This window comes from Janthinobacterium sp. EB271-G4-3-2 (genome assembly GCF_020858035.1).
GTDB classification, from domain to species: Bacteria; Pseudomonadota; Gammaproteobacteria; order Burkholderiales; family Burkholderiaceae_D; genus Janthinobacterium; species Janthinobacterium aestuarii.
In genome coordinates this window covers 189,426-215,714 of sequence record NZ_JACYMG010000004.1, presented here as the reverse complement: position 1 = coordinate 215,714, position 26,289 = coordinate 189,426, and the positions used below count along the sequence as shown (strand labels likewise).

At 63.5% G+C, this 26,289-nt stretch carries 26 protein-coding genes and 1 tRNA gene; 14 read left to right on the top strand and 13 right to left on the bottom strand.

Going from position 1 to position 26,289, the window contains the following annotated elements:
* The first annotated feature begins 5 nt into the window (after window positions 1-5).
* From IGS55_RS11225 to IGS55_RS11200, 6 genes are all read left to right on the top strand, one after another.
* Window positions 6-1,064 (top strand): branched-chain amino acid ABC transporter permease, encoded by a 1,059-nt coding sequence (locus IGS55_RS11225; RefSeq protein ID WP_034752817.1) that lies wholly within the window; start codon window positions 6-8, stop codon window positions 1,062-1,064.
* A gap of 58 nt (window positions 1,065-1,122) precedes the next feature.
* Window positions 1,123-2,442: an ABC transporter substrate-binding protein gene (locus IGS55_RS11220; protein ID WP_034752814.1), complete on the top strand. Its 1,320-nt coding sequence runs from the start codon at window positions 1,123-1,125 to the stop codon at window positions 2,440-2,442.
* 126 nt (window positions 2,443-2,568) lie between these two features.
* The gene (locus IGS55_RS11215) at window positions 2,569-3,396 is read left to right on the top strand and encodes an ABC transporter ATP-binding protein (RefSeq protein ID WP_046681884.1); all 828 of its coding nucleotides are present in this window, start codon (window positions 2,569-2,571) and stop codon (window positions 3,394-3,396) included.
* A gap of 16 nt (window positions 3,397-3,412) precedes the next feature.
* Window positions 3,413-3,772, top strand: a complete 360-nt coding sequence (locus tag IGS55_RS11210) for an MmcQ/YjbR family DNA-binding protein (RefSeq protein WP_230516939.1) — start codon at window positions 3,413-3,415, stop codon at window positions 3,770-3,772.
* Window positions 3,769-5,025: a phenylacetate--CoA ligase family protein gene (locus tag IGS55_RS11205; protein WP_230516938.1), complete on the top strand. Its 1,257-nt coding sequence runs from the start codon at window positions 3,769-3,771 to the stop codon at window positions 5,023-5,025. The genes IGS55_RS11210 and IGS55_RS11205 overlap by 4 nt, the downstream gene beginning before the upstream one ends.
* A 76-nt stretch (window positions 5,026-5,101) precedes the next feature.
* Window positions 5,102-5,683 carry a hypoxanthine-guanine phosphoribosyltransferase gene (locus IGS55_RS11200; protein ID WP_070218966.1) on the top strand — a complete coding sequence of 194 codons (582 nt, stop codon included), beginning with the start codon at window positions 5,102-5,104 and terminating at the stop codon, window positions 5,681-5,683.
* Window positions 5,684-5,736: 53 nt separating this feature from the next.
* On the opposite strand, the gene IGS55_RS11195 is transcribed toward IGS55_RS11200, so the two are convergent.
* The 3 genes from IGS55_RS11195 to IGS55_RS11185 form a co-directional block, all read right to left on the bottom strand.
* The gene (locus tag IGS55_RS11195) at window positions 5,737-6,690 is read right to left on the bottom strand and encodes an NAD(P)H-dependent flavin oxidoreductase (RefSeq protein ID WP_230516937.1); all 954 of its coding nucleotides are present in this window, start codon (window positions 6,688-6,690) and stop codon (window positions 5,737-5,739) included.
* Between the two features lie 98 nt (window positions 6,691-6,788).
* Window positions 6,789-7,712, bottom strand: coding sequence for an MBL fold metallo-hydrolase (locus IGS55_RS11190; RefSeq protein WP_230516936.1), 924 nt, complete (start codon window positions 7,710-7,712; stop codon window positions 6,789-6,791).
* A gap of 7 nt (window positions 7,713-7,719) precedes the next feature.
* Entirely contained in the window at window positions 7,720-7,953 is a 234-nt protein-coding gene (locus IGS55_RS11185) for a DUF1289 domain-containing protein (protein ID WP_070304433.1), read from the bottom strand.
* A 277-nt stretch (window positions 7,954-8,230) separates the two neighbouring features.
* Between IGS55_RS11185 and IGS55_RS11180 the strand changes: the two genes are divergently transcribed.
* Entirely contained in the window at window positions 8,231-8,644 is a 414-nt protein-coding gene (locus tag IGS55_RS11180) for a CopG family transcriptional regulator (RefSeq protein ID WP_034752801.1), read from the top strand.
* A gap of 54 nt (window positions 8,645-8,698) precedes the next feature.
* On the top strand, window positions 8,699-9,982 hold the full coding sequence (locus tag IGS55_RS11175) for an extracellular catalytic domain type 1 short-chain-length polyhydroxyalkanoate depolymerase (protein ID WP_230516935.1): 1,284 nt from the start codon (window positions 8,699-8,701) through the stop codon (window positions 9,980-9,982).
* Here the strand turns inward: IGS55_RS11175 and IGS55_RS11170 are convergent.
* From IGS55_RS11170 to IGS55_RS11160, 3 genes are all read right to left on the bottom strand, one after another.
* Window positions 9,975-11,126 carry a response regulator gene (locus IGS55_RS11170; RefSeq protein ID WP_230516934.1) on the bottom strand — a complete coding sequence of 384 codons (1,152 nt, stop codon included), beginning with the start codon at window positions 11,124-11,126 and terminating at the stop codon, window positions 9,975-9,977. The genes IGS55_RS11175 and IGS55_RS11170 overlap by 8 nt on opposite strands.
* A gap of 31 nt (window positions 11,127-11,157) precedes the next feature.
* Window positions 11,158-14,205 carry a response regulator gene (locus tag IGS55_RS11165; RefSeq protein WP_230516933.1) on the bottom strand — a complete coding sequence of 1,016 codons (3,048 nt, stop codon included), beginning with the start codon at window positions 14,203-14,205 and terminating at the stop codon, window positions 11,158-11,160.
* 95 nt (window positions 14,206-14,300) lie between these two features.
* A complete protein-coding gene (locus IGS55_RS11160) occupies window positions 14,301-14,504 on the bottom strand; it encodes a cysteine-rich CWC family protein (protein WP_230516932.1) in 204 nt (67 codons plus the stop codon).
* 231 nt (window positions 14,505-14,735) lie between these two features.
* Here IGS55_RS11160 and argB point away from each other — a divergent pair, with 231 nt between their 5' ends.
* On the top strand, window positions 14,736-15,629 hold the full coding sequence (argB, locus tag IGS55_RS11155) for an acetylglutamate kinase (RefSeq protein ID WP_010393729.1): 894 nt from the start codon (window positions 14,736-14,738) through the stop codon (window positions 15,627-15,629).
* 40 nt (window positions 15,630-15,669) lie between these two features.
* Window positions 15,670-15,744, top strand: a tRNA-Thr gene (locus tag IGS55_RS11150).
* Between the two features lie 156 nt (window positions 15,745-15,900).
* Here the strand turns inward: IGS55_RS11150 and IGS55_RS11145 are convergent.
* Window positions 15,901-16,770, bottom strand: a complete 870-nt coding sequence (locus IGS55_RS11145) for a TraB/GumN family protein (RefSeq protein WP_230516931.1) — start codon at window positions 16,768-16,770, stop codon at window positions 15,901-15,903.
* 90 nt (window positions 16,771-16,860) lie between these two features.
* On the opposite strand from IGS55_RS11145, the gene IGS55_RS11140 reads away from it, so the two are divergent.
* The 3 genes from IGS55_RS11140 to pabB all read left to right on the top strand — a co-directional run bounded on the left by IGS55_RS11140 (window position 16,861) and on the right by pabB (window position 20,133).
* Window positions 16,861-17,595, top strand: a complete 735-nt coding sequence (locus IGS55_RS11140; RefSeq protein ID WP_230516930.1) for a pyrimidine 5'-nucleotidase — start codon at window positions 16,861-16,863, stop codon at window positions 17,593-17,595.
* Window positions 17,596-17,697: 102 nt separating this feature from the next.
* A complete protein-coding gene (gene slmA, locus IGS55_RS11135) occupies window positions 17,698-18,273 on the top strand; it encodes a nucleoid occlusion factor SlmA (protein WP_034752791.1) in 576 nt (191 codons plus the stop codon).
* Between the two features lie 21 nt (window positions 18,274-18,294).
* Window positions 18,295-20,133 (top strand): aminodeoxychorismate synthase component I, encoded by a 1,839-nt coding sequence (gene pabB, locus IGS55_RS11130; protein ID WP_230516929.1) that lies wholly within the window; start codon window positions 18,295-18,297, stop codon window positions 20,131-20,133.
* Window positions 20,134-20,377: 244 nt separating this feature from the next.
* Here the strand turns inward: pabB and IGS55_RS11125 are convergent, their stop codons facing one another.
* Together IGS55_RS11125 and IGS55_RS11120 are read right to left on the bottom strand one after the other, a co-directional pair.
* On the bottom strand, window positions 20,378-20,737 hold the full coding sequence (locus IGS55_RS11125; RefSeq protein WP_230516928.1) for a DUF1428 domain-containing protein: 360 nt from the start codon (window positions 20,735-20,737) through the stop codon (window positions 20,378-20,380).
* 115 nt (window positions 20,738-20,852) lie between these two features.
* A complete protein-coding gene (locus IGS55_RS11120; RefSeq protein ID WP_092713636.1) occupies window positions 20,853-21,449 on the bottom strand; it encodes a glutathione peroxidase in 597 nt (198 codons plus the stop codon).
* 180 nt (window positions 21,450-21,629) lie between these two features.
* Here IGS55_RS11120 and IGS55_RS11115 point away from each other — a divergent pair, with 180 nt between their 5' ends.
* On the top strand, window positions 21,630-22,754 hold the full coding sequence (locus IGS55_RS11115) for an extracellular catalytic domain type 2 short-chain-length polyhydroxyalkanoate depolymerase (protein WP_230516927.1): 1,125 nt from the start codon (window positions 21,630-21,632) through the stop codon (window positions 22,752-22,754).
* A 6-nt stretch (window positions 22,755-22,760) separates the two neighbouring features.
* On the opposite strand, the gene gabD is transcribed toward IGS55_RS11115, so the two are convergent.
* The 4 genes from gabD to IGS55_RS11095 form a co-directional block, all read right to left on the bottom strand.
* Window positions 22,761-24,215 carry an NADP-dependent succinate-semialdehyde dehydrogenase gene (gene gabD / locus IGS55_RS11110; RefSeq protein ID WP_230516926.1) on the bottom strand — a complete coding sequence of 485 codons (1,455 nt, stop codon included), beginning with the start codon at window positions 24,213-24,215 and terminating at the stop codon, window positions 22,761-22,763.
* Window positions 24,216-24,295: 80 nt separating this feature from the next.
* A complete protein-coding gene (locus IGS55_RS11105) occupies window positions 24,296-25,138 on the bottom strand; it encodes a PPK2 family polyphosphate kinase (protein ID WP_230516925.1) in 843 nt (280 codons plus the stop codon).
* On the bottom strand, window positions 25,135-25,557 hold the full coding sequence (locus IGS55_RS11100) for a CoA-binding protein (protein ID WP_230516924.1): 423 nt from the start codon (window positions 25,555-25,557) through the stop codon (window positions 25,135-25,137). Before IGS55_RS11100 ends, IGS55_RS11105 begins: the two co-directional genes overlap by 4 nt.
* Window positions 25,558-25,623: 66 nt before the next feature.
* On the bottom strand, window positions 25,624-26,277 hold the full coding sequence (locus IGS55_RS11095) for a bifunctional 2-keto-4-hydroxyglutarate aldolase/2-keto-3-deoxy-6-phosphogluconate aldolase (protein WP_230516923.1): 654 nt from the start codon (window positions 26,275-26,277) through the stop codon (window positions 25,624-25,626).
* Between the last annotated feature and the right edge of the window lie 12 nt (window positions 26,278-26,289).

Sequence of the window (26,289 nt, the reverse complement as noted above, 5' to 3'; positions counted from 1 at the left end):
ATCCCATGATTTACCGTGAAGCAGGACAATTCAAGACCAGCTACCAGGCTGACAACCAGATTTTCCCGATCAGGCAAGACCGCCTGGCGCTGACGGCCACGCTCCTCGTCGCCGTCTTCCTCCTGCCGTATTTCGCCTCGCCCTACATGCTGTCGGCGATCCTGATCCCCTTCCTGATCTTTGCCCTGGCAGCGCTGGGCCTGAACATCCTGACCGGTTACGCGGGCCAGCTGTCGCTGGGCACGGCCGCCTTCATGGCCGTGGGCGCCTTTGCCTCGTATAACTTCATGGCCCGCCTGCCTGGCTTGCCGCTGCTCGTGTCCTTCATCCTCGGCGGCCTGTGCGCGGCCATGGTGGGCATCGCCTTCGGCCTGCCCTCCTTGCGCATCCGCGGCTTTTATTTGGCCGCCTCCACCCTGGCGACGCAGTTTTTTGTCGTCTGGTGCCTGACCAAGATTCCGTATCTGACCAACTACAGCTCCTCGGGCGTGATCACGGTGCAGAAGATGACCATCCTCGGCTACCAGTTCGACACGCCGCAAAGCAAATACCTGCTGGTGCTGGCGATTGTCGCCGGCATGGCGCTGCTGGCCAAGAACATGATCCGCTCGAACGTGGGCCGCTCGTGGATGGCCGTGCGCGACATGGACATGGCGGCCGAAGTGATCGGTTTCAGACTGATGCGCACCAAGCTGCTGGCGTTTGCCGTCAGCTCGTTCTACTGCGGCGTGGCCGGCGCCCTGTATGCGTATGCCTACCTGGGCACGGTGGAGCCGGAAGCGTACAACCTGGACCTGTCCTTCCGCATCCTGTTCATGATCATCATCGGCGGCGTCGGCTCGATTCTCGGTTCCTTCCTCGGCGCGGCCTTCATCGTGCTGCTGCCCGTCTTCCTGAACACCATCGCGCATGGCCTGGCATTGCCGACCAGCGTGGCTTCGAACCTGGAATTGATGGTGTTCGGCGCGCTGATCATTTTCTTCCTGATCGTCGAGCCGCATGGCCTGGCCAGGCTGTGGCAGATCGCGAAGGAAAAGTTGAGACTCTGGCCCTTCCCACACTAAGTTTTTGCAGTCGATGTCGGTTCACTTGAATACCAAATAAAACAAGAGGAGACACACAATGAAACACATCAAATCGCTCATGCTGGCCGCCGCCATCGCCAGTGCCGCACTCACCATGGCAGGCAGCGCGCAAGCGCAGGACAAGGAACAGTACATCGCCCTGCCATCCTATCGCGTGGGCCCGTACGCGGCCGGCGGCTCCGGTTTCTACGGCGGCATCATCGATTATTTCAACCTGGTCAACCAGGCCGGCGGCGTCAATGGCGTGAAAATCAGCTGGGAAGAATGCGAAACCGAATACAACCCGTCGCGCGGCGTCGAATGCTATGAGCGCCTGAAAACCAAGCAGGGCGGCGCCACCCTGGTCGAAACCCTGTCCACGGGCGTCGCCTACGGCATCCTCGACCGCGTGGCACAGGACAAGATCCCCATGACGATGATCGGCTACGGCCGCTCGGACGCCGCCAACGGCAAGGTCTTCCCGTATGTGTATCCGCTGATCTCCAGCTACTGGAGCCAGGCCGCCGCCATGATCAAGTACCTGGGCGACAAGGATGGCGGCATGGACAAGCTGAAAGGCAAGAAGATCGTCCACCTGTACCACGATTCGGCCTTCGGCAAGGAGCCGCTGCCCGTGCTCGAAGCGCTGTCGAAACAGTACGGCTTCGAGCTCGTGAAAATTCCCGTCGCGCCGCCGGGCAGCGAACAGCAATCGCAATGGCTGCAAATCCGCCAGGCCAAGCCGGACCACGTGATCCTGTGGGGCTGGGGCGTGATGAACTCCGTTGCCATCAAGACGGCGCAGCGCAACGGCTTCCCGCGCGACAAAATGCTGGGCGTCTGGTGGGCCGGCTCCGAGGAAGACACGATTCCATCGGGCGACGCGGCCAAGGGCTACACGGCGATGACCTTCAATACGCCGGGCAACTACCCCGTGCTCGACGACATCCGCAAGAAACTCTACGCGTCCGGCAAGGGCAACCTGTCCGACCAGTCGCGCATCGGCTCCGTCTACCACATGCGTGGCGTGACGGCCGGCATCCTGTGGGTGGAGGCGATCCGCGTGGCGCAGGAAAAATTCGGCAAGGGCAAACCGATCACGGGCGAGCAAATGCGCTGGGGCCTGGAAAACCTGAACGTTGACGATGCGCGCCAGAAGGCCGTGGGCGCGCTGGGCATGTTCCCGACCGTGAAAACCAGCTGCGACGACCATGAAGGCTCGGGCGCCGTGAAAGTGCAGCAGTGGGATGGCAAGAAGTGGACCGCCATCACGCCGAAATGGATCGTCGGCGACAAGGCCCTGGTGCGCAAGCTGGTCGAGGAATCGTCGGGCAAGTACGCCGAAGAGAAAAAGATCACGCCGGCGTGCATGAAGTAAGCGGCTCTCAAAGTGGTGTCGGATTACGCGCGTTGCGCTAATCCGACCTACCTGGATACGACGTAGGTCGGATTAGCCAAAGGCGTAATCCGACAAGCATCAACACCCTATGAAAACGAAGCAGCCATGAACCATACTGCCACTGAAACACCGCCGCCCTACCTGTCGGTGAACAATATCGAAGTCATCTACGACCACGTGATCCTGGTCCTGAAGGGCGTGTCGCTGCAAGTCCCGCAGGGCAAGATCGTGGCGCTCCTGGGCGCCAACGGCGCCGGCAAGTCGACCACCCTGAAAACCATCTCGACCCTGCTGCGCGGCGAGCGCGGCGACGTCACCAAGGGCGAAGTCCAGTTCAAGGGCGAGCGCGTGGACCAATTGACGCCGAATGAACTGGTCAAGCGGGGCCTGTCGCAAGTGATGGAAGGGCGCCACTGTTTCGGCCACCTGACCATCGAGGAAAACCTGCTGACGGGCGCCTACACGCGCAGCCTGTCGCGCGGCGAGCTGAAAGATGCGCTGGACAAGGTCTACCACTACTTTCCGCGCCTGAAAACGCGGCGCAGCAGCCAGGCCGGCTACACCTCGGGCGGAGAACAGCAGATGTGCGCCATCGGCCGCGCGCTGATGGCCAAGCCGTCGATGATTTTATTGGACGAGCCGTCGATGGGCATCGCGCCGCAGATCGTCGAAGAGATCTTCGGCATCGTCAAGGATTTGAACCACAAGGAAAACGTCTCTTTCCTGCTGGCCGAACAGAACACCAACGTGGCGCTGCGCTACGCCGACTTCGGCTACATCCTGGAAAACGGCAGAGTCGTGATGGAAGGGCAAGCGCAGGAACTGGCCAGCAACGAAGACGTCAAAGAGTTTTATCTGGGCGTGTCCAGCGCCGGGCGCAAGAGCTTCCGCGACATGAAGTTCTACCGCCGCCGCAAGCGCTGGCTGGCCTGATATCGGAGCTGCCGTCATGGACCTGGAACGGGCGAAGCAAGTGTGCCGAGGCCTTCCCGGCGCGACAGAAGACATCAAATGGAGCAACGTGCTGGCGTTTTCTGTCGGTGGCAAGCTGTTCGCGCTATGCGGCGCGGAAGCGCACAGCACGCGCGGCATGAGCTTCAAGGTCGATGCGGAGCGCTTCCTGGAACTGACGGACCGTCCCGGCTTTCGCCCGGCGCCCTACCTGGCGCGGGCCAAATGGGTGCTCGTCGCAAGCCCCGACGCCCTCGACGACGACGAAATGGCCGCCCTGCTGCACCGCTCATACAGCCTGATTTTTGCGGGGCTGACGAAAAAAATGCAACGTGACATTGGAGAATCCGCAACATGACCGATACGCTCGACAGTCTGGAAGCACGCGCCCCCGAAGCGCGCGAACGCGAATTGATGGCCGGCCTGCCGCAGCTGATCGCGCGCGCGCAACAGGCGCCGGGCTGGGCCCGCATCCTCGATGGCGTCAACGCGGCGGACATCACCAGCCGCGCCGCGCTGGCGCAGCTGCCCGTCACGCGCAAGTCCGACCTCAAGCAATTGCAGCACGACGCGCTGCCGTTCGGCGGCTTGAACACGACGCCGAAGAACGCCCTGTCGCGCGTCTTCGTCTCGCCAGGCCCCATCTTCGATCCGGAAGGCCGCGGCCCCGACTGGTGGCGCTTCGCGCGGCCCATGTATGCGGCCGGCGTGCGCGCCGGCGGCTTGCTGCAGAACTGCTTTTCGTATCACTTCACGCCGGCCGCCTTCATGGTCGAAGGCGGCGCCGCACGCATCGGCTGCACCGTCATCCCGGCCGGCATCGGCCAGACGGAAATGCAGGTGCAGGCGATGGTCGATCTGAAGCCGGATACGTATATCGGCACACCGTCATTTTTAAAACTGATCATCGAGAAGGCGCGCGAAATGGGCGCCGACATCAGCAGCGTCACCAAGGCCGTGATGGGCGCCGAAGCCTTGCCCGAATCCCTGCGCAGCTGGTTTGCCGCGAACGGCGTGCCGCACGTGTTCCAGACCTATGCCTCGGCCGATATCGGCAGCATCGCCTATGAGACGGCCAGCAATGGCAAGCTCAATCCGGGCATGGTCGTCGACGAAAACATACTGCTGGAAATCGTCCATCCGGGCAGCGGCATTCCCGTCGCGCCGGGCGAAGTGGGCGAAGTCGTCGTCACCGTCTTCAATGCCGACTACCCGCTGATCCGCTTTGCCACGGGCGATCTGTCGGCCGTGCTGGTCAATACGCCTGAGTCGCCGTGCGGGCGCACGAATATGCGCATCAAAGGCTGGATGGGACGCGCCGACCAGACGACCAAGGTGCGCGCCATGTTCGTGCATCCGTCGCAGGTGCATGAAATCGCGCGCCGCCACCCGCAGATCAAAAAGGCGCGGCTGGTGGTGTCTGGCCGCATGGCCAACGACGAAATGACTTTGCATTGCGAAGTCGATAATCCCCATGACGCCAGCGGCACCGAGGCCATCATCGGCTCGATCCGCGAACTGACCAAGCTGCGCGGCGACGTGGTGCTGGTGGCCGTGGGCAGCCTGGCGCAGGATGGGAAAATAATCGACGACATGCGCGATTACAGCTAGGCGTAGCGCACGGATGGCGTTTGCGGGATAATACCCGCATTCATCATCAGCCCCATTCATCGCCATGCAAGAGTCCATGCAAGAATTTCATCACAATCGTGCCCGTGACCTGATCAAGAACGCGGAACTGCTGTTCGACCAAGACACCGTGCAGGCGTCGATCACGCGCATGGCCGATGTGCTTAACACGCGCTTCAACGCCGAGGACTCGAAAGAGTTCCCGCTGGTGCTGGGCGTGATGGGCGGCGCCGTCGTGTTTACGGGCAGCCTGCTGCCGCAACTGAGCTTTCCGCTCGAATTCGATTACATCCACGTAAGCCGCTACGGCGACGACGACAAGGGTGGCGAAGTGGTATGGAAAGTCATCCCCCGCTCGAACGTAGCGGGCCGCACCGTCATCGTGCTCGACGATATTCTCGACGAAGGCGAAACCCTGGCGCACGTCAAGCAGCGCTTGCTGGACATGGGCGCTTCGGAAGTGATCCTGGCCGTGTTCGCGGACAAGGCCATCGGCAAGAAAAAGCCCGTGCAAGCCGACATCGTCGGCCTGGTGATCCCGAACCGCTTCGTCGTCGGCTTCGGCATGGATGCCTACGGCTACTGGCGCAACCTGCCGGGCCTGTGGGCCATCAAGCCTGAGGATTTGAAGCAGGAGTGATTGTGGTGCTGTCGGATTACGCGCTGCGCGCTAATCCGACAAACCCACCAGCGTTACAGCTTCAACCGCGCGCGCGCCGCATCGTATTCAGCTTTCAGGCGCGCCACCATCTCTGCCACGCTCGGCACGTCATCCATCAAGCCCACGCCCTGGCCCGCGCCCCAGATGTCGCGCCAGGCCTTGGCGCTGCCGGAACCGAAATTCATCGCGCTCTTGTCCGCTTCGGGCAAGGCTTCCGGATCGAGTCCGGCCGCTTCGATCGATTTTTTCAGGTAATTGCCGTGCACGCCAGTAAACAGGTTCGTGTAGACGATGTCCGCCGCGGCAGACTCCACGATGGCGTCACGGTAGCCGTCGCTGACGTTCGATTCCTTGGTCGCCAGCCAGCGCGAACCGATGTAGGCAAAGTCCGCGCCCATCGCTTGCGCGGCCAGCACGGCATCGCCCGTGGCGATGGAGCCGGACAGCGCCAGCGGACCGTCGAAGAATTTGCGCACTTCGCCCACCAGCGCGAATGGCGACAGGGTGCCCGCGTGGCCACCGGCGCCGCTGGCCACCAGAATCAAGCCATCGACACCGGCTTCCAGCGCCTTTTTCGCGTGGCGGATCGAGATCACGTCATGCAGCACGATGCCGCCATAGCTGTGGATGGCGTCGAGCATTTCCTTGGGCGGCGCGCGCAGCGAGGAAATGATGATGGGGATCCGGTGTTTCACGCACACTTCCACGTCGTGCGCGAGGCGGTCGTTCGACTGGTGCACGATCTGGTTGACGGCGATCGGCCCGACTTTTTTATCGGGGTTGGCGGCCTGGAAGGCGGCCAGTTCGGCCTGCAGCTCCGTGAGCCACGTGTCGAGCAATTCGGCGGGACGCGCGTTCAGGGCCGGGAAGGAACCGACGATGCCGGCCTTGCACTGCGCCGCGACGAGGGCCGGGCCGCTGGCGATGAACATCGGCGAAGCGATAACGGGTAAGGAGAGGTTTTGCAACGCAACAGGCAATGCCATGGCGGACTCGCTGGAAAGTTGATCGGGATGAGAAACACACTGAGGTTGATTATAGTGCAGAAAAAGTACGATCGTGCTGAATTTATCGCGCCTGCGCGTCAACCCTCGTTAAGCAAGTACTCACCCTCGACGCGCGCCGCCGTGGCCCGCATCAACTGGGAAACGGCCCACTCGGCCAGCGCGGCCGCCTCCTGGCGCAGGAAGCGCCGGTTGGCCTCTTCGAAGACGGGCATGCCGCGCAGCAGGGCCGGTATGTCGGCGAGGGCGATGCGCTGGCGTTCCAGCAGCAGGAATTTCAGCAGTACTTTCACGGCGTTCTGCGCATTGCGCACGGGATCGGACGACAGGTAATCGAGGCGCGAATAGGCGCGCTGCAGGGCACCGGCCGTATCCTGGAACGGCCGCCCGTGGCCTGGGATCACCACGCGCACGTCCAGGCCGGCGATCAGATCCAGGGTGGCGCGCGCTTCCAGAAAGCCGGAGCCGCCATCGAGTTCGGGGAAGATCACGCCAAAACCGTTTTCCCACAGGGCGTCGGCGGAGATCAGGATGCCCTCGTCGGCGCAGTAAAAAATCAGCGAGTGCGGGTCATGGCCCGGCGCGCCCAGCGCCTGCCAGCGCATGTCGGCCAAGGTCAACGTGTCGCCGGGCGAGACGGTGGCGTCAAAGCCGAAGCGCGGGCATTGCTGGCCCGTGGCCTGGAAACTCAGGGCATCGACATCCCAGGCGCGCACCTTGTCCGCCTCCGACACGGGGATGGCCGTATGGCAGCCGTATTCCTCTTGCAGCAGCGCGTTGCCGCCGCAATGGTCGGAGTGCAGATGGGTGTTGAACAGGCGTTCCAGCGGACGGCCGGCAAGGCTATGGCGCAGCAGGGCCAGGGTTTGCGGCGCATGCGTGACATAGCCGCTGTCGATCAGGGCCGTGTCGTCCCGGCCCAGGAACAGGATGTTGTTCGACGAGAGCCAGCCGCGTTCGAACACCTGCATGGCATCGGGGAACAGCGCTGGCGATCGCGGCATGGCTTCCTCAGTAGTCGGGCTCGAAATCGAGCAGGGATTCGCGTCCTGGCAATTCGGCCCACACGGCGCGCTTGAAGTCGTCGTCGGCCTTGCTCCAGGCAATGATCTCGTCGAGCGTACGCAAACAGCCTTCGCACAAGCCGCTGTTGCGGTTCATCTTGCACAGGCTGACGCAGGGCGACGGTACCGGCGACGGCAAGGGAAGCGGAACGGCTGGCGGAGGTGGGGTAGCGACCATCATGGAGCGGCATCGGTAAACGTGGAGGCTTCATTATGCCGCGAAACGGCGCCGGCGAGTCGGCGGCATCGGCATGCAATATTTCTGTGGATATATTTTCCAGGGTAAAAATGATCAAAAACGCATCTTCCGGAAATTTATTTTGCGCTGCATTCTCCCTCTGCGGGTGCCCGTCCTACAACACGATCAGGCCAGATCCTGCTTGACTTAGGATATTACACAACTATACTACCATCCATACAGATGGCAAATGGATGCCACGTGGAGTTTATGGAGAGATATGGCCAAGCAAGACAGCAAGCCCAAAATTGGGGAATCCGAGAAAATCACGATCAACCTCGGCTTGATCGACCTGGGGCAGATCGATCTGCTGGTCCAGGAGGGATTTTATTCCAACCGCACGGATCTGATCCGTACGGCCATACGCAACCAACTGGGTACGCACGCCGACGTGGTGAAACAAACCGTCGCCCGTAAAAGCCTGGTATTGGGCATGCAGCATTACTCGCGCGCCGACCTGGAAGCGATCCAGGCAGCCGGCCAGCGCCTGCAGATACAGGTGCTTGGACTGGCCAGCATCGCCAGCGACGTCTCCGTGGAACTGGCACTGGCCACCATCGAGTCGATTTTCGTATTAGGTGCCCTGCACGCCAGCACCGTCGTCAAGACGGCGCTCGCAGGGCGAATTCACTAGCGTATTGGTTCGCGGCGATGACCCGGCCGATACGCGGCACCGTTAAGGATGGTCATGAAACTACCTCTCAACATGTTGGCGCAAATGCGCGCCGCAACCCGTAATCTGATGGGCAGCGGCCCCGCCGCCGCCACCGAAGCGATCCAGCAAGCGCTGTCCGCCGCCGGCCTGGCGCCGCAAACGGCCGCCACGCAAACGCCGCCACCGCAGCCGATGCGCGACATTAATCCACCACCTGCGCCGCCACAGGCACCAGCGCAGGCCCGGGCCGGGCAGCCGCAAGCTGACGCCGCGCCGGAAGCGGCATCGGTGCCGCCCACGCCCGCGCAGGCGGCGCAGGAGTTCGCGCAGGATTTCATGGCGCGCCTGGGCGTGCCCGCCGGCCTGGGCCAGCACAGCTTCGACATGCCCAGTTTCGAACTGCCGAATTTCCACCCGCCCGGCTTCAACGCGCCGGCCGCCACGCCGGTGGAAATCCCCGCCGGTGCGCAATTCATCGATGGCGTGTACCGCAACCATGCGGGTACGCGTTCGTACAAGCTGTATATCCCCAGCAGCTACCACGGCCAGGCCATGCCGCTGATCGTCATGCTGCACGGCTGTACGCAAAATCCCGACGACTTCGCGGCCGGCACGCAGATGAATGCGCTGGCCGAAGAGAAGGAATGCTTTGTCGTCTACCCGGCGCAGACGCAGGGTGCCAACAGTTCGCGCTGCTGGAACTGGTTCAACGCCATCGACCAGCAGCGCGACCAGGGCGAACCGTCGCTGATCGCCGGCATCGCCCGGCAAGTGATCGACGAATATCCTGTGAATGAACGCGAAGTGTTCGTCGCCGGCCTGTCGGCGGGCGGCGCCATGGCCGTCATCGTCGGCACCTTGTACCCGGATTTGTTTGCCGCCGTCGGCGTGCATTCGGGCCTGCCTTTCGCCTCGGCGCAGGACTTGCCGTCGGCGCTGGCGGCCATGAAGGGCGGCGCCATGCCCAATGCCCAGCGCAAGGCGCCGGCCGGCGGCGTGCCCATCATCGTCTTTCACGGCGACCGCGACACCACCGTCAACCCGCGCAATGGCGATGAGCTGATCGCCCAGGGCGTGCGCAGCCAGGCGGGCGGCAAGGCGGCCAAAGCCGCTTCCATCGACGGCAGCGTGCCGAATGGCCACCGCTATACGCGCACCATGCACAGCCAGGCCGATGGCTCGCCGCTGGGCGAGCACTGGGTCATCCACGGCGCTGGCCATGCGTGGTCCGGCGGCAGCGATAACGGCAGCTATACGGACGGCAAAGGCCCGGACGCGAGCCGCGAGATGCTGCGCTTCTTCAAGACCGTCAGCTGATGTCGTCGGTGTAGGGCGCGATCTGCCGCTGCTTGTCGGCGATCTCGCATACGCCGTCGGCATAGCGGTGGGAGATGGCGATGAACTGGTCCTGGATCTGCAGGAAGGCGTCGACGATCTCGGCGTCGAAATGCGAACCGCGTCCCTCGACGATGATCCGCACGGCCTGCGCATGGTCCATGCCCTGCTTGTAGATGCGCCGGCTGATCAGGGCGTCGTACACGTCGGCCAGCGCCATCAGGCGCGCCGAAATCGGGATATCTTCGCCAGCCAGCCCTTGCGGGTAGCCGCTGCCATCCCATTTTTCATGATGGCTGTAGGCGATCTCCTTCGCGTACTTGAGGAAATCGACTTCGATGCCCAGCTCGTGCTCGGCCGCCAGGATGGCGTCACGCCCCAGGGTGGTGTGCGTCTTCATGATGGCCATTTCGTGCGGCTCGAAACGCCCCGGCTTGAGCAGGATATGGTCGGGGATGCCCACCTTGCCGATGTCGTGCAGCGGCGCCGTCTTGAACAGCAGTTCGATATTCTTGTCCGTCAAAAAATCGCGGAAACGCGGCAAGCCGCGCACTTTTTCGGCAAGCGCCTTCAGGTAGTGCGAGGTGCGGCGGATATGGTTGCCCGTCTCGCTGTCGCGCGTCTCGGCCAGCGAGGCCATGGCGTGGATGGTGACGTCCTGCAGCGCCGCCACTTCCTGCACGCGGCGCTCCACTTCCGTTTCCAGATACTGGTTCTGGTCGCGCAGGAAATCCTGCATCTGCTTCATCGCCAGCTGCGTCTTGATGCGCGCCAGCACGATGGGCGCCGAGATCGGCTTGGTGATGTAGTCGACGGCGCCCAGGGCCAGGCCCAGCTGCTCGTCGGCCACTTCGCTCATGGCCGTGACAAAAATCACGGGAATGCCGGCCGTGGCGGAATCGGCCTTCAGCGCGCGGCACACGTCGTAGCCGCTCATGCCCGGCATCATGATGTCGAGCAGGATCAGGTCGGGCTGGTCGCCGCCGGCGGCGATCTTCAGGGCGCGCTCGCCATTGACGGCGATCTTGGTGCGGTAGTCGTCTTCCAGCACCGCGCGCAGCAGGTCGATATTGTCTGGCGTGTCGTCGACCACCAGGATGGTTGGCTTGCTTGCCGGCGCTCTCATGCCCGTCCTTCGTTCTGCATCATTATCCTTCTCACAGTGTCAGCTCCAGCGCATCGGCCACTTCGCCCAGCTGCGCCAGCGCGCCTTCGAAATCGTATTGTCCCAGCATGCGCTTCAACTGGCGCGCATGTTCCGCCTGCCCCGCCGCGACCAGCACGGGACCGATGCCGTCGAGGTGCTTGACGGCTTGCGCATCGTCCTGCTGCAGCAGCTGCGACAGTTCGCGCAAGCCCGCTTCCAGGCGCGCCCGGTCCACCGGCGCCACGTGCGCCAGCGCCGCGCCGCCCGCCTCGGCCGCATGGCCGCGCGACTGCATGGCCAGCACGATCTTCGGCACCAGCTCGTCGAGCGCCAAAGTGCAGGCGGCCAGCGCCTGCGGCAAGCCGTCGTGCGAGCCCAGGCTGAGCAAGTGCTCGACCCGCGCGGCGCTGTCGGCCAGGCCGCCGGCGCCGATATTGCCGGCCAGCCCCTTCAGGGTATGCGCTTCGCGGATCGCCGTTTCCAGCTGGTTGTTCTCGATGGCGGCAACGATGCGCTGCATGGCGTCGAACTGGGTTTCCACGAAGCGGTCCAGCAATTTTCGCATCAAAGCGGCATTGCCGCCCACGCGGCGCATGGCTTCCGCCATTTTCAGGCCGGCGATCACGGGCAGCTCCGCTTCCGGCTGCGCCGCCACCGCCGCCATTTCCTGCGGCGCGGCCGGCGCGATCCAGCGCGCCAGGGTGCCGAACAGCTGCGCCACGTCGATCGGCTTGGCAATGAAATCGTTCATGCCGGCGTCCAGGCATTTTTCCTTGTCGCCCACCATGGCGTTGGCCGTCATGGCGATCACGGGCAAGTTCGAATAACGGGGATCCTGGCGCAGCTTGCGCGTCGCCTGGTAACCGTCCATCACCGGCATCTGGCAATCCATCAGCACGCCGTCATAGGCGTTTTCCGCGATCTTCGCCAGCGCGATGGCGCCATTGCCCGCGATGTCGACGCGGATGCCGGCGTCGTTGAGGATATGCTGCGCCACTTCCTGGTTCACTTCATTGTCCTCGACCAGCAGCAGCCAGGCGCCGCGCAGGGCGCGCTCGTCGTCGCGGTAGCTGCTCTGGCGCTGCGTCTTGCGGCTCTGTCCCGTCACGCCGCCAAACACGAACGCAATCTGGTCGAGCAGGGTCGAGGCGCTGATCGGCTTGTTCAATACGCCGTCGAGCGGCAAGTCGCGCTGGCGCGCCGCCTCCAGCAGCGCTTCGCGATGGAAGGCCGTGACCATGATGCAGGCCGGCGTCGCATCGATGCCGGCGGCATCGGCGCGGATGCCGGCCAGGGTATCGAGGCCGTTCATGCCCGGCATTTTCCAGTCCATCAGCACCAGCCCGTACGGCCGCCCCTCGGCGCGCGCCTGCGCCACGGCGCCGATGGCCAGCACGCCGCCCGACACGGCACGCGCCTCGAAGCCCAGCGCCGTCAGCATGCTGACGAAGATTTCACGCGCGCTGGGGTTGTCGTCGACCACCAGCACGCGCAGGCCGTGGAATTGCTGTGGCAATAGCAAATTATCGCGCGGCACGGCGGCCAGGCCGAAGCGGGCCGTGAAGAAAAAGGTGCTGCCCACGCCCGCTTCGCTGACCAGGTCGATTTCGCCTTCCATCATTTCCACCAGGCGCTTGCTGATGGTCAGCCCCAGGCCCGTGCCGCCATGGTGGCGCGTGGTCGAGGTGTCGGCCTGGGTAAAGGCCTGGAACAATTTGCTGCGCTGGGGCGGCGTGAGGCCGATGCCCGTGTCGCGCACGTCCACGCGCAAGACAGCCGCATGCTCCTCCAGCTGCTGCAGGCGGATGGTGACGACGATCTCGCCCTTCTCCGTAAATTTGATCGCGTTGTTGGTCAGGTTGATCAGCACCTGGCCCAGGCGCAGCGGATCGCCCTGCAAGGCGTTCGGCACGTCGGGGGCGATGTCGAACAGCAGTTCGAGTCCCTTGTCCTGCGCGCGCATCACGGACAGGTCGGCGATCTGCGCCAGCACGTCCTCGAGGAAGAAATCGACTTTTTCAAAGGCCATCTTGCCCGCCTCGATCTTCGAGAAATCGAGGATGTCGTCGATGATGGCCAGCAGGTTCTTCGAAGCCGATTCCACCTTCTCCAGGTAGTTGCGCTGGGTCGACGTCAGTTCCGTCTGCAGCGCCAGGTGGGTCATGCCGATGATGCCGTTCATCGGCGTGCGGATTTCGTGCGACATATTGGCCAGGAAGTCCGATTTCATCTTGGTCGCATCCTCGGCCACTTCGACGGCGTGGCGCAGATCCTGCTCGACGGCCAGGCTGGTGCTCATGTCCTTGAGCGCCTGCAGCAATTCGCCCGTCTCGTCGCGCGACGTCACTTCGATGACGGAACTGAGGTCGCCATTGGCCACGCGCGTGGCGATCGCCACCGCCTCGCCCAGCGGACGCGTGATCGAGCGCGCCGACCAGGCAAAGGCGAGACCCGTCAGCAAGGCCGCCAGGCCGATGCCGCCCATCAGCAGCAGCGAGGTGTCGATGTCGTTGCGTATCCGTGCGGCGCTGTCGCGGATCAGCTGCTGCTGCAAGTCGTCGAGCTGGCCCACGTACAGCAGCACTTTTTCCAGCACGGGCAAGGTCTGCGTCTGCATGGCCCGCTCGGCGCGGGCATGCTCGCCGCGCTCGACCAGTTCGAACATCGCCTTGAGCGACACATAGTAGTCGGCGCGCGCCAGGTGCATCTGTTCCAGCAGGCGCCGTTCCTCGGGCCGCGCATCGAGGCCGTCGAGGATGCGCACCTGCTCGTCGATGCCTTGCTTGATCGCTTCCAGGCGCGCCTGGTTCGCCTGGCGCAGCGCCAGCTCGTGCTGGTTCGGCAGGTTGCCGATGCGCGTGGCCGCTTCGCGGGCCAGCCCGTGGATCTTGCTGGTGGCCTTGGCGGCGACCCAGTCGCGCTGCAGGATATCGTCGGTCTCGGCGCGGATGGCATAGATGCGGCTGCCGGAGAGAACGATGACGACCAGCATCAGCACGATCAACATGGCATAACCGGCATTGATGCGCACGCCGATACTGATATCCCTGAAGCGCATAACTTTCCTATAAGAAATTCTTGAAGGTCGAAGTCTGACCGTATTCCCCTACAAAATGCAAGGTCTTTTGCAAAGGAAAAAGTATGCCGATGCGCTTATTTGGCCGCTGTCGGGACTTTTGCAGGCGGCGTCAAAGTGGCGATATGGGCTTGCAGGCAGGCGGGGCACCAGCAGCCCGCAGCAGCGCCGCCGGGCACGGGCATGGCGGGCGGCAGGGCCACGCACCAGCACGGTTGCTTGGCGTCCGGGTCAAGCTGGCCGCACTGGAAAGTGGCGCCGCACAGGCTGCACTGGCTCATGGCTGTGTGTGAATTGGCAAGTGTGTGTCATGCCGCGCCGGGATGGGACGCAGATGTAACGGGCAGTAAAAGGGCTGGCTGGGGGACATATCGGGCCAGACTATAGGATCATCAGGGAAAATACAACAAGATCGCCCTATAATGCCTCCAAGATTTTCTTCTTCCCTGTAAAATCGCACAAATCTATTTTCCGGACTCGCCATGAATCAACTAGCTAACTTGAACCTGGACATGAATGACGACTTGACGGCGGTGTCGCCGCAAATCAAGGCGCAGATTCTGGCCGAGGCCCTCCCCTACATCCGCAATTTCCACGGCAAGACCATCGTCATCAAATACGGTGGCAATGCCATGACGGACGAACGCCTGAAGCACGGCTTCGCGCGCGACGTCATCCTGCTCAAGCTGGTCGGCATGAACCCGGTCGTGGTGCACGGCGGCGGACCGCAGATCGACAACGCGCTGAAAAAAATCGGCAAGCAAGGCACCTTCGTGCAAGGCATGCGCATCACCGATGAAGAAACCATGGAAGTGGTGGAGTGGGTGCTGGGCGGCGAAGTGCAGCAGGATATCGTCATGCTGATCAACCATTACGGCGGCCAGGCCGTGGGCCTGACGGGCAAGGATGGCGGCTTGATCCGCGCACGCAAGATGCAGATGCCGGACCGCGAACATCCGGGCGAATTCCTCGACATCGGCTTCGTCGGCGAGATCGACGCGATCAATCCGGCCGTCGTCAAGGCGCTGCAGGACGATGCCTTCATTCCCATCATCTCGCCTATCGGTTTCGGCCAGGATGGCCAGGCCTACAACATCAACGCCGACGTCGTAGCGGGCAAGATCGCGGAAATCCTGAAAGCGGAAAAGCTGATCATGATGACCAACATCGCCGGCGTCCAGGACAAGCAGGGCAACCTGGTGACCGACCTGTCGGCGCGCGAAATCGACGAGATGTTCGCCGATGGCACGATCTCGGGCGGCATGCTGCCGAAGATCTCGTCCGCGCTCGACGCCGCCAAGTCCGGCGTGAACACGGTGCACATCATCGATGGCCGCATCGAACACTCATTATTGCTGGAAGTGTTGACCGAGCAGGCTTTTGGTACTATGATCCGTTCGCACTAAAAAATAATTCGGCGCAATTCACCCAGCGCCGATTTTTTATGCCCTTGTAGCTCAGTGGTAGAGCACTCCCTTGGTAAGGGAGAGGCCACGTGTTCGATCCACGTCAAGGGCACCAACTTTATATCCCCGTATCTGAAAAATGTCCATGGCTGCGTTGCCTCGCATCGCCGTACATGCGTACTGTCTTCGTCTCGGCGCCTTGCCCTGAACACTTTTCATCTACTCTGCCGCGTGTTTTGCGCGGCTGAGCTGCCGTCATCGCTTCTGCCGTTCAATAAATCCGCTCGACCTTCAGGCCTTTCTTGCGCAATAAATCCGGCACGCTTTTCGCTCCGACCAGGTGCAGCACGCCGATGGCGGCCAGGCTGGACTTTTCGCGCGCAAGCAAGTTGGCGATGCCGTCGGCCAGGGCTGGGTTGCGGCCGTCCAGCAACACCTTCTGCACGAACTGCGCGGCGAACGAGGGGTCTGTTGCCGCCTTTGCCGCCAGCTTGTCGAAGGCGGCCGCGTCGGCCGTGCGCCAGGCATCGGCGATCTCGCGCGCTTCCTGGCTTTGTTCCTGGTCTTCGATCGAGGCCACGCCGTCTTCCAGGAAGCGGCACTGGTCGAGTGGCGACATGGCGCCGAACAGCGCCATCTGGCCTTCCATCGATTCGAGTTCCACCACGGGGATCTTGCGCGCCTTGGCTTGCTGCGACAGGTAATTGTCGACGGCCAGGTCGGAGCGGTAGCCCAAGGTGGAAAATTCGCCGATGGCCAGCACGCTGGCCAGCATCCACGGCTTCATCGGCGCCACCGATGCGACAGGAATGCCGTATTTTTGCAACAGCGGCGCCAGGCGCGGCGCCAAAGTCTGGCGGCAGTCGGCAGGTACTTTGCTGCCCGGCGCCTCCATGCCGTATTTCAGCACGGCGCTGACGGCCTTGCGCGGATCGGCGCCGGGATCGATCTCCAGCGCCAGCGCGCCGGCGCCGTTCAATGCCTGCGTCACGGTCGGCTCGAGCGGATAAAAGTCGGGCGCGCCGACGTGGATGGTGCCGAACAAAAACAGAGTGTGGCTGGCATCCCGCACCTTGAACAGGGCGCCCCGGTTTTGTGCCACGGAAGGCGCTTCCGCCAAGGCCGACTGCAACGGCAGCAAGAATAATCCGCAAAACATCACTATAATCTGGCGTCGCATGGTTTTCCTGATTGTTGAATTTTTCATCTTCTCTCGCTAGCAAAGACTCCTGTGCCTGTGTCCCATCTTAACCGCTCGTCGCCGGTCTGGCTGTTTGACCTCGACAACACGCTGCACAATGCCTCGCACGCCATCTTCCCCACCATCACGGCCAATATGAATACCTATATTGCCCGCGTACTGGGCGACGGCGTAACGCCGGCCGACGACGCCGTCGTCAATGCGGCGCGCGCGGCCTACTGGCGCCGCTATGGCGCCACCTTGCTGGGCATGGTCAAGCACCACCAGGTGCAGGCCGCGCATTTTCTGCACGAGACGCATGCCTTCGACGATTTGCGCGCGATGATACGCGCCGAGCGGGGACTGGGGGCTTTACTCAAACGCCTGCCTGGCCGTAAAATTTTACTCACCAACGCGCCGCTGCGCTATTCGAGCGACGTGATGCGCCACCTGGGCTTGCGCCGGCACTTTTCACACCACGTCGCCATCGAGGCGATGCATGTGCACCGCCAGCTGCGGCCCAAGCCATCGACCCTGATGCTGCGCAAACTGATGCGCAAGCACCACATCCACCCTGGCCGCTGCATCCTGGTGGAAGATACGCTGGCCAACCTCAAGGGTGCGAAAAAACTGGGCCTGCGCACGGCCTGGATCACGCAATACCTGAAAATGGCCGATCCGATCGGCGTGGCGAAGTTGCCCAAGGCGTTAAATCGCCCCGCTTACGTCGATGTCAAAGTAAAATCTGTCCGGCATTTGGCACGCCGCCTTCACCGTCTGCGTTGAAGGGGATTCCTGGGCTTCCGGTTGACACTGGAAGCCGCACCGCTAGCGGCGGTGACGGACCTCCCCATCAAGGCAGCATTTTTTTTAACGACAAGAGAAAATATGGCAAGCACACCGCCGGGCCAACGCAGGCTACAAATTCTTCAGGCCCTCGCCGCAATGCTGGAGCAGCCGAAAGGCGAAAAGATCACCACCGCCGCACTGGCGGCCAGACTGACCGTATCGGAAGCGGCCCTGTACCGCCATTTCGCCAGCAAGGCGCAAATGTTCGAAGGGCTGATCGAATTCATCGAGTCGAGCGTCTTCGGCCTGATCAACCAGATCGCGGAAAAGCACAGCGACGGCATGACGCAGACGCGCGACATCATCGGCATGCTGCTCAATTTCGCCATCAGCAATCCGGGCATGACGCGCGTACTGATCGGCGACGCGCTGGTCAATGAGGACGAGCGCCTGCAAGTGCGCATGAACCAGTTCTACGACCGCGTGGAACTGGCGCTCAAGCAGGCCTTGCGCGTGGCCGCCGCCGAAGGCCATGGCAAGGAAAGCGAAGTGGCGGCGCGCGCCACCCTGATCGTCAGCTTCGTCATCGGACGCTGGCACCGCTACGCCAAGAGCGGTTTCAAGATCAACCCATCCCAGGAAGCGGCGCTGCAAATCGCCATGCTGCTGGGGTAAGTCACCGCCGCGGCTGTCCCCATGCATACCGACTGCTTCGCCCTGCTCGACGACGCCAGCACACCCGGCGCCGGTTCGCGCCTGTACACGGGCCTGGCGGCGGTCTTGCGGTGCACCGAGGGGCAACAGTGGCCGGCCCTGCTCGAAGGGCTGCAAGAGGCCTTGCAACGCGGCCAGTACGCCGTCAGCGTGTGCAGCTACGAGCTGGGCGCGCACTTGCTGGCCATGCCGCCGCGCGCGGCAGATCCCGGCGCGCCGCCGCTGGCGCAAGTGCTCGTCTTTGACCATTGCACGCAGCTGTCGCAGGACGAGGTGGCGCAGTGGCTGGACGCGCGCGTCGACGCGGACGCCGCGCCGGCCGGCGTGGCCGGTATCCGCGCGAACGTGGATCAGGCCGAATTCACGCGCGCGCTGCACCGCATCGACGATTACATCGTGGCCGGCGACACCTATCAGGTCAACTACACATACCGTTTGCGCTTCGACGCCTTCGGCTCGCCCCTGGCCCTGTATGCGCGGCTGCGCGCGCGCCAGCCCGTACCGTATGGCGCGCTGGTGATGCTGCCCGATGGCGGCGCCCTGCTGTCGCTGTCGCCGGAGCTGTTCGTGCGCCACGCGCAGGGCGAGCTGACGGCGCGTCCCATGAAAGGCACGGCGCCGGCCGCCCCGCCTGAGCAAATGGCAGAAAACGCGCGCCGCGCCATCGCCCTGGCCAACGACCCGAAGAACCGCGCGGAAAACCTGATGATCGTCGACCTGCTGCGCAACGACATCGGCCGCATCGCCGTCACGGGCTCCGTCAAGGTGCCGGCCTTGTTCGAGGTGACGCGCTACAGCAGCGTGCTGCAGATGACGTCCACCGTGCAGGCGCGCCTGCGCGACGACGCAACGCTAACCGACATCTTCCAGGCCTTGTATCCGTGCGGCTCGATCACGGGCGCGCCGAAACGCCGCACCATGGAAATCATCGCCGAACTGGAACCGGCGCCACGCGGCATCTACACGGGCGCCATCGGCTGGTTCGATCCGCCATCTTCCGCTCAGGCCGTCGGCAACTTTTGCATGTCCGTGCCGATACGCACCCTGGCCTTGCAGCCGGCGGGCCCTGACGGCATCCGGCGCGGCGAGATGGGCGTGGGCGCCGGCATCGTCCTGGACAGCGACCCGCACGAGGAATTTGCGGAATGCCAGCTCAAGGCCCGCTTCCTGACGGGCCTGAGCAACGACTTCGAACTGTTCGAGACCCTGCACGCGAGCCGCGACCATGGCTGCCGCCAGCAGGAGCGCCACTTGGCGCGCCTGGCCGCCTCCAGCGCCTACTTCGGTTTTGCCTGGGATGCCAACGCTGCCCGCGCCGCGCTGCAGGCGGCCTGCGCGGCACGCCCCGACGATGTCCCTTTCCGCCTGCGCCTGGCGCTGCGCCAGGATGGCCAGTTGACGACGCAAAGCGGCGCGCTCAGCGCCTTGCCGGGGACGGTCAACGTCATGCTGGCGCCCGATACAACGACGGCCGGCGACCTGTTCCTGCGCCACAAGAGCAGCGTGCGCGCGCGCTATGACGCGGCCTGGCGCGCGGCCGAGGCGCAAGGCGGCTTCGACATGCTGTTCTTTAATGAACGGGGCGAGCTGACGGAGGGCGGGCGCAGCAACGTCTTCGTGCAGCTGGACGGCCGCTGGCACACGCCGCCCCTGTCCTGCGGCCTGCTGCCCGGCGTACAGCGCGCGGCCATGCTGGCCGATCCTGCTTGGAACGCGCAGGAAACCATCATCACGCGCGCCATGCTGGCGCGGGCCGAAGCAATCGTCGTGTGCAATGCGCTGCGCGGGGCGATGCCGGCACATATTATCGCTAGCGCCTGAAACCGTTCAGGGCAAGGCGCATTGCCGAAGGCAGTGCAACTTGCACGACGAGGCATTGCAACGCCGCCATGGACTCCTGAAACAGTTCAGGGCAAGGCGCATTGCCGAAGGCAGTGCAACTGCACGACGAGGCATTGCAACGCCGCCATGGACTCCTGAAACCGTTCAGGGCAAGGCGCATTGCCGAAGGCAGTGCGAACTGCACGACGAGGCATTGCAACGCCGCCATGGACTGTTTCAGCCGCTAGAGATCAACCTGCATCTCGTAGCCGCCGTAGATCATCCGCTTGCCATCAAACGGTAATTTTTCCGGGTCCATCATCTCGGCCAGGCGCGGGTCTTTCATGACCTTGTCGTTGATTTCATCGCGCTTGGCGCGCGACTCATACACGATCCAGGAAAACACCACCACTTCGCCATCCTGCAAGTCCACCGCCTGCGGGAACGAGGTCAGCTTGCCCGGCTTGACATCGTCGCCCACGCATTCGCGAAATTCCAGCGCGCCGTACTCGCGCCACACGGCGCCGCAACTGCGCGACATGGCCAGGTAGGCATCGAGCTTGGCTTTCGGTACGGGCACGACAAATCCATCGACATACGCCATGATGTTCTCCTTTGTTGTGACAAACGCGAACAACCAGCTTAGGACAATGATGGCAAGACGACAAGCGCGGCATTAAAAAAAAGCAGGCGTTCAAGCCTGCTTGTGTGCCGGCAACTTACAGCGCCAGCGCTTTTTCCACCGCGCCAACGAGTTTCTTGTCGTCCGGCGTCACCTTGCTGGGGAAGCTTTCCACCACTTTGCCGTGGCGGTCGATCAGGTATTTGTGGAAATTCCAGGCCGGGGTCTTGCCCGTCTGCTTGATCAGGTCCACGTACAGCGGATTCGGCGCAGGGCCGGAGACGACCGACTTCGAAAACATGGGGAACTTCACGCCATAGGTGTTGTAGCAGAAATCGGCGATTTCCTTGCTGTTACCGGGCTCCTGCTTGCCGAAATCGTTCGACGGGAAGCCCAGCACCACCAGGCCCTTGCTGCCGTACTTGGCGTACAGCGCCTCGAGCCCTTCGTATTGATTGGTAAAGCCGCAATAACTGGCCGTATTGACCACCAGCACGACCTTGCCTGCGTACTGGCACAGGTTTTGCGGCGCTTCATCCTGCAGGCGGTTGAAAGTCTGCTTGAGGATGGCCGGACAGGCGGCTGGCGCGGCGGCGGCAGCAGGGGCAGCGTCGGCGGCATGGGCCGGCATGGCCAGGCCGGCGCCGGCGGCAAGGGTGGTCAGTGCAAACAGCTGGGCAAGGGTCTTGGACATGAAGGGCACCATGGTTGAACGGAAAAAACCATTCTATGTCAAACGCCGCGCACGCGTACAAGACGGGCAACAACAGCGATGGCTTGAGCGACATCAACGACCGTGCAGTACTTGCCCAGCCCACAGCTTTTTTACCTATGCTCGGCCTTCCTGTCCCTTTCCCTGCCTTGTGGAGTTGCCATGCCCTTTCCGCACCTGACCGCACTACCCACCGCCCTGCTGGCCGCCAGCCTGCTCATCCTGGCGCCAGGCGGCGCGCACGCCGCCACGACGGCCAAGCCCGCCAAGCCCGCCGCGACCAAGGACGCGCCCGCCCTGCCCGCCTACCAGGCTGACCTGAGCCAGACCACCGTGTCCGGCCTGTCCTCGGGCGGCTTCATGGCGGCGCAGTTTGCCGTCGCCTACTCGGCCACGGTGGCCGGCGCCGGCATCATCGCGGGCGGCCCGTATTTCTGCTCGGGCCAGCCGGGCCGCTTCCCCTACATTCCCTACCTGACGAATGCCTTGAGCACCTGCATGAATCCCGGCAGCGCGCAGGTGGCGCCGCCCGTCGCCAGCGAATTGCTGCGCGCGGCGAACGATTTTGCGCGCGAGCGTCTCATCGACGACACGGCCAACCTGAAACGCCAGCGCGTGTATCTGTTCAGCGGAACGAAAGACCAGACCGTGACGCGGCCGGTGGTGGAGCAGGTGGGGAAATTCTATCAACTGGCCGGTACGCCGGCGGCGCAGATCCGCTTCGTCGACACGCTAGGCGCGGGCCACGCGATCCTGACCGACAGCAATCAGGACAAGCCTTGCGCCGTGACGGAGTCGCCGTTCATCAACGACTGCGACTATGTGCAGGCACGCGACATCCTGCAGCACCTGTACCCGGACCTGCAGCCGTCGGCGACCACCCTGACGGGCAAGCTGATCGCCTTCAACCAGCGCAGCTTCATCCAAAACGCGTACTCGAGCATGAACAATACGGGCTACGCCTACATCCCGAAAGCCTGCAACAGCGAGAGCTGCCGCGTGCACGTGGTATTCCACGGCTGCCTGCAAACGACGCAGGCCATCGGCGACCGTTTCTATACGAGCACCGGCTACAACCAGGTGGCGGACGCCAACAAGATCATCGTGCTGTATCCGCAAGCCGAACCGAGCCCCGTCTACCCGTACAACCCGAAGGGATGCTGGGATTTCTGGGGCTACACCAGCATCAATCCGATCGACCCGGATTTCTACCGCAAGAGCGGCACGCAGATGGAAGCGGTCAAGGGCATGCTGGACCGCCTCGCCGCGCGCCGCGGCTCGCGTTAAGCGGCCTTAGATCCCGCCCATGCAGATGTATTTGATAACGAGATAGTCTTCGATACCGTAGGTCGACCCTTCACGGCCCAGGCCCGATTGCTTGACGCCGCCGAAGGGGGCGATCTCGTTCGAGATCAGGCCCGTGTTGACGCCAACCATGCCCGTTTCCAGGCCTTCGGCCACTCGCCAGATGCGGCCGATGTCGCGCGAATAGAAGTAGGCGGCCAGGCCGAACTCCGTGTTGTTGGCCAGGGCGATCACTTCATCGTCCGTCTTGAAGCGGAACAGGGGCGCCAGCGGGCCGAAGGTTTCCTCGGTGGCCACGCGCATGTCGTTCGTCACGTCGGCGATGATGGTCGGCTCGAAGAAGCCGTTGCCCAGCGCATGGCGCTTGCCGCCAGCCAGCAGGCGCCCACCCTTGCCCAGCGCGTCGGCCACGTGTTCTTCCACCTTGGCCACGGCCTTGGCGTCGATCAGCGGGCCTTGCGTGACACCGGCCTCGATGCCATTGCCCACCTTCAGCTTGGCCACTGCCGCCACCAGCTTGTCGGCAAACGCGTCATATACGCTGTCCTGCACGTACAAGCGGTTGGCGCAGACGCAGGTCTGGCCCGCGTTGCGGTATTTCGAGGCGATGGCGCCTTCCACTGCCGCGTCCAGGTCGGCGTCGTCGAAGACGATGAACGGCGCATTGCCGCCCAGTTCCAGCGACAGTTTCTTGATCGTCGGCGCGCACTGCTCGGCCAGCAAACGGCCCACCTGGGTCGAACCCGTAAACGTCAGCTTGCGCACGATGGGGTTCGACGTCATTTCGCCGCCGATGTCTTTCGGCGCACCCGTGACGATGCTGAACACGCCGGCAGGCACGCCCGCGCGCTCGGCCAGCACGGCCAGCGCCAGCGCGGAAAACGGCGTTGCTTCCGCCGGTTTCAATACCATCGGACAGCCGGCGGCCAGGGCCGGGCCGACCTTGCGGGTGATCATGGCGGCGGGGAAGTTCCACGGCGTGATGGCGGCGCACACGCCGATCGGCTCCTTGGTGACAACCAGGCGGCGGTCCGGCCACGGCGATTGCAGGGTATCGCCCGCGACGCGCTTGCCTTCTTCCGCGAACCACTCGATGAACGAGGCGCCGAACTGCACTTCGCCCTTCGCTTCCGGCAGGGGCTTGCCCTGCTCGGTGGTCATGATCAGCGCCAGGTCATCGGCGTTTTCCAGGATCAGGTCATGCCAGCGGCGCAGCACGGCCGCGCGCTCCTTGGCCGTCTTCTTGCGCCAGGCGGGCCAGGCGGCATTGGCCGCCTCGATGGCGCGGCGCGTCTCGGCTGCGCCCATCAGGGGCACCGTGCCGATATGCTCGCCCGTGGCGGGATTGTTCACGTTAATCGTCTGGCCACCATCGGCATCGATCCAGGCTCCATTCACGTAAGCCTGGTGACGCAACAAGGTAGAATCTTTCAACTGCAGCATATGGATCTCCGGTCTGGTTTGAATTATCGACGAGGGATACTATGCCACAGCGCGGCCGATTCCGCAGGCGCGGAACGGATTTACTCGACCTTGAAAGACGACAGTTTCGGGTCCGGCGCCGGGTATTCCAGCTTCATGCCCTGCAGGGTTTCCAGCAGCAGGGACGCGACCACCAGATTGCGCTGGGTCTTGGAGTTCGATGGCACCACATACCACGGCGCGTGATCGGCATCCGTCTCGCGGATCGCCGTTTCATAGGCGCGCTGGTAGCCATCCCACTTCTTGCGCTGGGCGATATCGTTGGGGTCAAACTTCCACTGGCGGTCGGGATCATCGAGCCGCTCCTGCAGCCGTCCCCGTTGCTCGTCCTTCGAGATGTGCAGGAAGATTTTCAGGATGACGGTGCCCGTTTCGCTCAGCATGCGCTCGAAATCGCGGATCTGCGCGTAGCGGCGCTGGCATTCGGCCTTGTCGATCATGTCCTGCACGCGCGTGATCAGCACATCTTCGTAATGGCTGCGGTTGAAGATGGCGATCTCGCCCTTCACGGGCACGTGCTGGTGCACGCGCCACAGGTAATCGTGCGCCAGTTCGATATCGGTGGGCCCCTTGAACGCGATGGCACGGATGCCCATCGGGTTGATGTTGCTGAAGATGGCCTTGACCGTGCCATCCTTGCCCGACGTATCCATGCCCTGCAGGACCAGCAGCACCTTCTTTTTGTGCTGCGCATACAGCATGCTCTGGCATTCGGCGATCTGCGCCGTCAGCGCCACGGTTTCCTCCCGGTCCATGGCCTTGCACTGGGCGGGAGTCAGTTTTTTATTGGCCGCCTTGGTGGCGGCGCCCAGCAGGCGCATGCCGGCGAATTCCTCGTTCAGCTCGAAGCCCTTGCCGGCGCGAAATTGGGTGCGCGCCTTCATGCCGCCACCGCCAGCTTGCGGTGCTCGATTTTTGTACAGTGATCCATCACCACGTCCAGGCCCGCCGCCCGCGCCAGCTGCGCCGCCTGCTCGTTGACGATGTCGAGCTGCAGCCACAGACAGCCCGCCTTGACGGCGATAGCCTCCTCGGCGATGGGCACGATGTCTTCGGATTTGCGGAAGCAGTCGACGATGTCGATGCGCGCCGGCGCGACGGCAGCCGCCGCCTCCGTCAGGTTGGCGTAGGCGCGCTGCCCCAGCACATCGCGCCCGGCCAGGGCCGGATTGACGGGCAGCACGCGGTAGCCATGGCGCAGCAGGTAGTCGGCCACTTCATGGCTGGCGCGTTCGGGCTTGTCGGACATGCCGACGATGGCGATGATGCGGCTGTCTTGCAGGATGCGGGCGATGTTGGGCATATTCGGGTCGTGGTTAAGCGTGCGACATTGCCCGCCTAGCGTAGCAGATTCCCGTCCCGCCGGGAGCTAGCCAGAAGACTTAGCCGCACGCACGGCCGCCATCTGCGCGACAAAAGCCTGCGCGCGCGCCGTCACGGCCGCGTAATCGCCCGTCGCGCCCGGGCCACTGAGGCTGCTGCCGATGCCCACGGCCACGGCGCCGCTGGCAAACCATTCATTGAGGTTCTCCACCGTCACGCCGCCCGTCGGCATCAATGGCGCTTGCGGCAGGGGCGCGCGCAGGGCCTTGATGTAGGCGGGGCCGAACATCTCGGCGGGGAAGACCTTGACGATGTCGGCGCCCGCCTGCAGGGCCGTGACGATTTCCGTCGGCGTCATCGCGCCCGGCATGGACAGCACCTGGTAGCGCTGGCACAGCGCGATGGTGTCCACGTTGACGCTGGGCGAAATGATGAACTGGGCGCCGGCCAGGATGGCGGCGCGCGCCGTCTCCGTATCGAGCACGGTGCCCGCGCCCAGCAGCACGTCAGGGCCATGGCGTTCACGCAAGGTGCGCAGCACGCCCAGGGTGTCGGGCGTGGTGAACGCCACTTCCAGCGCCGTGATGCCGCCGGCGATGCACGCCTCGGCGATCTGCAGCGCAGCATCGGGCGAGTCGGCGCGCACGATGCCGACCATGCCCCGTTCGAGGATGCCATTGAAAACCGTGTGTTTTTGCATATGCTCTCTCCT